Source organism: Streptococcus sp. (assembly GCF_019414905.1).
Lineage (GTDB): Bacteria > Bacillota > Bacilli > Lactobacillales > Streptococcaceae > Streptococcus.
This window is the reverse complement of record NZ_DXLC01000114.1, coordinates 355-4,489: the sequence shown is the minus strand read 5'-3', so window position 1 is coordinate 4,489 and position 4,135 is coordinate 355. Positions and strand designations below refer to the sequence as shown.

Here is a 4,135-nt window from a genome sequence, read left to right as displayed (position 1 = left end):
GAATATGGACAAATAGATTAGGGAATTCAAATCAAATGTCTAACAAGGCTCTAGAAGTTATGTTATTCTATTCTAGATTCAAAAAACTACACTTTTTCTGTTAAAAAAAGAATTTTTTTACAAAAATGATTGGTTATTTAGTTTATTTATGCTATAATAGGAACAATTATTTTTAGGAGGTGCTAGTATGTCTTATTTGTTTGAGATATTACCGAGTTTATTGAGCGGTGCAAGCATGACTTTACAGGTTTTTGCACTGGTCTTGATTTTTTCTATTCCCTTGGGCGTTTTGATTGCCTTTGCCTTGCAAGTCCATTGGAAGCCCCTCCATTATCTGATTAACATTTATATCTGGATCATGCGGGGCACACCCTTGCTTTTGCAATTGATTTTTATCTATTATGTGCTACCAAGTATTGGGATCCGTTTAGATCGCCTTCCTGCGGCTATCATTGCCTTTGTTTTGAATTATGCGGCTTACTTTGCTGAAATTTTCCGTGGAGGGATTGATACCATTCCTAAAGGTCAATATGAGGCTGCTAAGGTCTTGAAGTTCAGTCATTTTGCCACAGTGCGCTATATTATTTTGCCCCAAGTGACCAAGATCGTTCTTCCTAGTGTCTTTAATGAGGTTATGAGTTTGGTCAAGGATACTTCTCTGGTCTATGCTCTAGGAATTTCAGATCTTATCTTGGCTAGTCGAACAGCTGCCAACCGTGATGCTAGTCTGGTTCCTATGTTCTTGGCAGGAGCCATTTACTTGATTTTGATTGGTATTGTGACTATTCTTGCCAAAAAAGTTGAGAAGAAGTACAGTTACTATAGATAGGAGGCTACCATGTTAGAATTACGAAATATCAATAAGGGTTTTGGTGAAAAGCAAATTTTGTCCAATTTCAGTCTAAGCATTCCTGAAAAGCAAATCTTGGCTATCGTTGGGCCTTCTGGTGGAGGTAAGACAACTCTCTTACGTATGCTTGCGGGTCTTGAAACCATTGATTCAGGGCAAATCTTTTATAATGGAGAAACTTTAGGACTGGATGAATTAGAGAAGCGGAATTTACTGGGATTTGTATTCCAAGATTTTCAACTTTTCCCTCATTTATCAGTTCTAGACAATTTGACCTTATCTCCTGTGAAAACCAAGGGAATGAAGCAGGATGAGGCTGAGCAGAAGGCGCGTGATCTCTTGGAACAGTTAGGACTAGCAGGGCACGCAGATGCCTATCCTTTCTCACTATCTGGTGGGCAAAAGCAGCGGGTAGCTTTGGCGCGTGCTATGATGATTGACCCAGAAATCATTGGCTACGATGAACCAACTTCGGCCCTAGATCCAGAATTACGCTTGGAAGTGGAAAAACTGATCTTGCAAAATAGGAAACTTGGGATGACGCAGATTGTGGTTACCCACGATTTACAATTCGCTGAAAATATCGCAGATCAGATTCTCAAGGTTGAGCCCAAGTAGGAGGTGCCGATGACTAATAAGAAAATTGCTTTGGTATTGGTTTCGTTCCTGACTCTCTTTTTAACGGCTTGTACTCAGAAGGCTAGCGATCCAAAGCAGGATAACTGGGATAAGTATCAAGAGCAAGGCAGTATAACCATTGGTTTTGACAATACCTTTGTACCGATGGGATTTGAAGAAAAGAATGGCCAATATACGGGCTTTGATATCGACTTAGCACAAGCTGTCTCTGAAAAATTAGGTTTTAAGGTGCAATTTCAGCCAATCGACTGGGATATGAAGGAGACGGAACTGCAAAATGGAACCATAGATGCCATCTGGAATGGCTATTCTGCCACTGATGAACGCCGAGAGAAAGTTGCCTTTAGCATTCCTTATATGGAAAATCAGCAAGTTCTGGTAACGAAAAAAAGCCAGCAGATCCATTCAGTAGAGGATATGAAGGATAAGACCTTGGGGGCCCAAGCCGGATCCTCTGGTTATCTAGACTTTGAGGCCCAGCCAGATTTATTGAAAAATCGTGTCAAAGACCAGAAGGCCAATCAGTACCAGAGTTTTAATGAGGCCTTGATTGATTTGAAAAATGATCGAATTGATGCCTTGTTGATTGACCGAGTGTATGCTAATTACTATCTTCAGTCTGAGGGGATATTAAATGACTATAATGTCTTTTCAGCTGGATTTGAGAGTGAATCTTTTGCAGTCGGAGTTAGACCAGCTGATAAAAGATTACTACAAGCTTTAAACCAAGCTTTTGTTCAACTTTACCAAGAAGGGAAGTTCCAAGAAATCAGCCAGAAATGGTTCGGTGACGATGTAGCAACCAAAGAAGTGAAAAGTAGAGATTGAGTTTTTACTCAGTCTCTTTTTGCATCAAAAAATCCTCTGGCAAGTACCAGAGGATAAGTGCTTATTTCATTGTTGGGAAGAGCAATACGTCACGGATAGTAGTTGTATCAGTGAGGAGCATGCAGAGACGGTCGATACCGATTCCCAAACCACCTGTCGGTGGCATACCGTATTCAAGGGCTTCAATGTAGTCATAGTCGATTCCTGTCGCTTCATCGTCACCAAGTTCTTTGGCTTTAGCTTGGGCTTCAAAACGACTAAGCTGGTCGATTGGATCGTTGAGCTCAGTAAAGGCATTACCGTACTCCTTAGTCATGATGAAGAGCTCGAAACGGTCAGTAAAGCGTTCGTCTTCAGGATTTTTCTTAGCTAGTGGAGATACAGCTACTGGATGTCCATAGACAAAGGTTGGTTGGATCAAGGTTTCTTCAACAAACTCTTCAAAGAAGGCATTGATAATGTGACCAACCTCAGTGTAGTGTTTCTCAACTGGAACTTTCTTCTCAGCAGCAATAGCTTTGGCTTCCTCGAAAGTCATATCTTGCCAGAAATCGACACCAGTAATGTCTTTAATAGCATCCACCATGTGAACACGTTTAAATGGTTCGTTAATCTTGATTTCAGTACCTTGATAGTTGACTGGACCATCGCCTTTGACAGCTTTAGCAGCATGTTGGATAATGCCTTCAGTCAAGTCCATGATGTCTTGGAAGTCAGCATAAGCTTGGTAAACTTCGATAGAAGTGAACTCAGGGTTGTGAGTAGCATCCATTCCTTCGTTACGGAAGATACGGCCAATTTCATAGACACGTTCCATACCACCTACGATTAGGCGTTTCAAGTGAAGCTCAGTCGCAATACGAAGCACCATATCAATGTTTTGGGCATTGTGGTGAGTGATAAATGGACGGGCAGCAGCACCACCAGCCTCGTTGTGAAGAACAGGTGTTTCTACTTCAAGGAAGCCTTTTTGGTCAAGGTAACGACGGATTTCAGAAATGATTTTTGAACGAGTGACAAAGCGTTCAAAGCTTTCACGGTTAGAAATCAAGTCAAGGTAACGTTTACGGTAAATTGTTTCAACGTCAGTCAAACCGTGGAATTTCTCTGGAAGTGGACGAAGTGCCTTAGACAAGTGTGTGATGTGAGTAGCCTTGATAGAGAGTTCTCCCATATCTGTACGCATCACTTCGCCTTCGACACCAAGGAAGTCACCAAGGTCTGCTTTTTTGAAGATTTCATAGTTTTCTTCACCGACAGCATCCTTACGAACGTAGATCTGGATTTGACCTTCGCGGTCTTGAAGGTGGGCAAATCCAACTTTACCTTTACCACGTTTGGTTACCAAGCGTCCTGCGATAGTAGCTGTTTCGTTTTTATCGTGTAATTGTTCTTTATCGAGGTCAGCAAATTTATCTTTTAATTCTTGTGAATTTGCAGTACGTTCAAAGCGTTTTCCAAAGGGATCGATTCCTTGTTCACGGAGCGCAGCCATTTTTTCACGGCGAACGATCTGCTGGTCATTTAGTTCTTCCATATGTTCTGTTGACATGGGATCCTCCTAGTTTTACTCAAAATTGAATACGATGAGTCATTTTTTGCGATACTCCCATTTTATCATAAATAGCCAAGAAATTCACGGATAATCTTTCAAAACTAAAAAGAACTTGACGATAAAATCAAGTTCTGTTATTGATAGGAAGTATCATTCCAAGTATCGAGAGTAAATGTTTCAAAATCATGGGTTTCTAGAATGGTCAGGCTGGCATTTGCTAGACCGCCATTTTTACGAAGAAGTGGCTCTTTATATCCTAGAAG

General features: G+C 41.0%; 4 protein-coding genes and 1 pseudogene. 3 read left to right on the top strand and 2 right to left on the bottom strand.

Annotated elements, in window-relative coordinates; genetic code table 11:
- The first annotated feature begins 187 nt into the window (after positions 1 to 187).
- From QZ359_RS03535 to QZ359_RS03525, 3 genes are read left to right on the top strand one after another with little or no spacing between them, the layout of a single operon-like run.
- The gene (locus QZ359_RS03535; protein WP_293960071.1) at positions 188 to 829 is read left to right on the top strand and encodes an amino acid ABC transporter permease; all 642 of its coding nucleotides are present in this window, start codon (positions 188 to 190) and stop codon (positions 827 to 829) included.
- A 9-nt stretch (positions 830 to 838) separates the two neighbouring features.
- On the top strand, positions 839 to 1,468 hold the full coding sequence (locus tag QZ359_RS03530; RefSeq protein ID WP_261029352.1) for an amino acid ABC transporter ATP-binding protein: 630 nt from the start codon (positions 839 to 841) through the stop codon (positions 1,466 to 1,468).
- A 9-nt stretch (positions 1,469 to 1,477) separates the two neighbouring features.
- Positions 1,478 to 2,317 carry an amino acid ABC transporter substrate-binding protein gene (locus QZ359_RS03525; RefSeq protein ID WP_261202027.1) on the top strand — a complete coding sequence of 280 codons (840 nt, stop codon included), beginning with the start codon at positions 1,478 to 1,480 and terminating at the stop codon, positions 2,315 to 2,317.
- 61 nt (positions 2,318 to 2,378) lie between these two features.
- Here the strand turns inward: QZ359_RS03525 and lysS are convergent, their stop codons facing one another.
- A complete protein-coding gene (gene lysS / locus QZ359_RS03520; protein ID WP_261025885.1) occupies positions 2,379 to 3,869 on the bottom strand; it encodes a lysine--tRNA ligase in 1,491 nt (496 codons plus the stop codon).
- 137 nt (positions 3,870 to 4,006) lie between these two features.
- Positions 4,007 to 4,135: pseudogene (locus QZ359_RS03515) on the bottom strand (histidine phosphatase family protein); the annotation flags it as partial.

Bases quoted from the DNA above. Each gene is read 5' to 3' on its own strand.
- QZ359_RS03535 (WP_293960071.1), top strand. From the start codon at position 188: ATGTCTTATTTGTTTGAGATATTACCGAGTTTATTGAGCGGTGCAAGC.
- QZ359_RS03525 (WP_261202027.1), top strand. From the start codon at position 1,478: ATGACTAATAAGAAAATTGCTTTGGTATTGGTTTCGTTCCTGACTCTC.
- lysS (WP_261025885.1), bottom strand. From the start codon at position 3,869: ATGTCAACAGAACATATGGAAGAACTAAATGACCAGCAGATCGTTCGC.
- QZ359_RS03530 (WP_261029352.1), top strand. From the start codon at position 839: ATGTTAGAATTACGAAATATCAATAAGGGTTTTGGTGAAAAGCAAATT.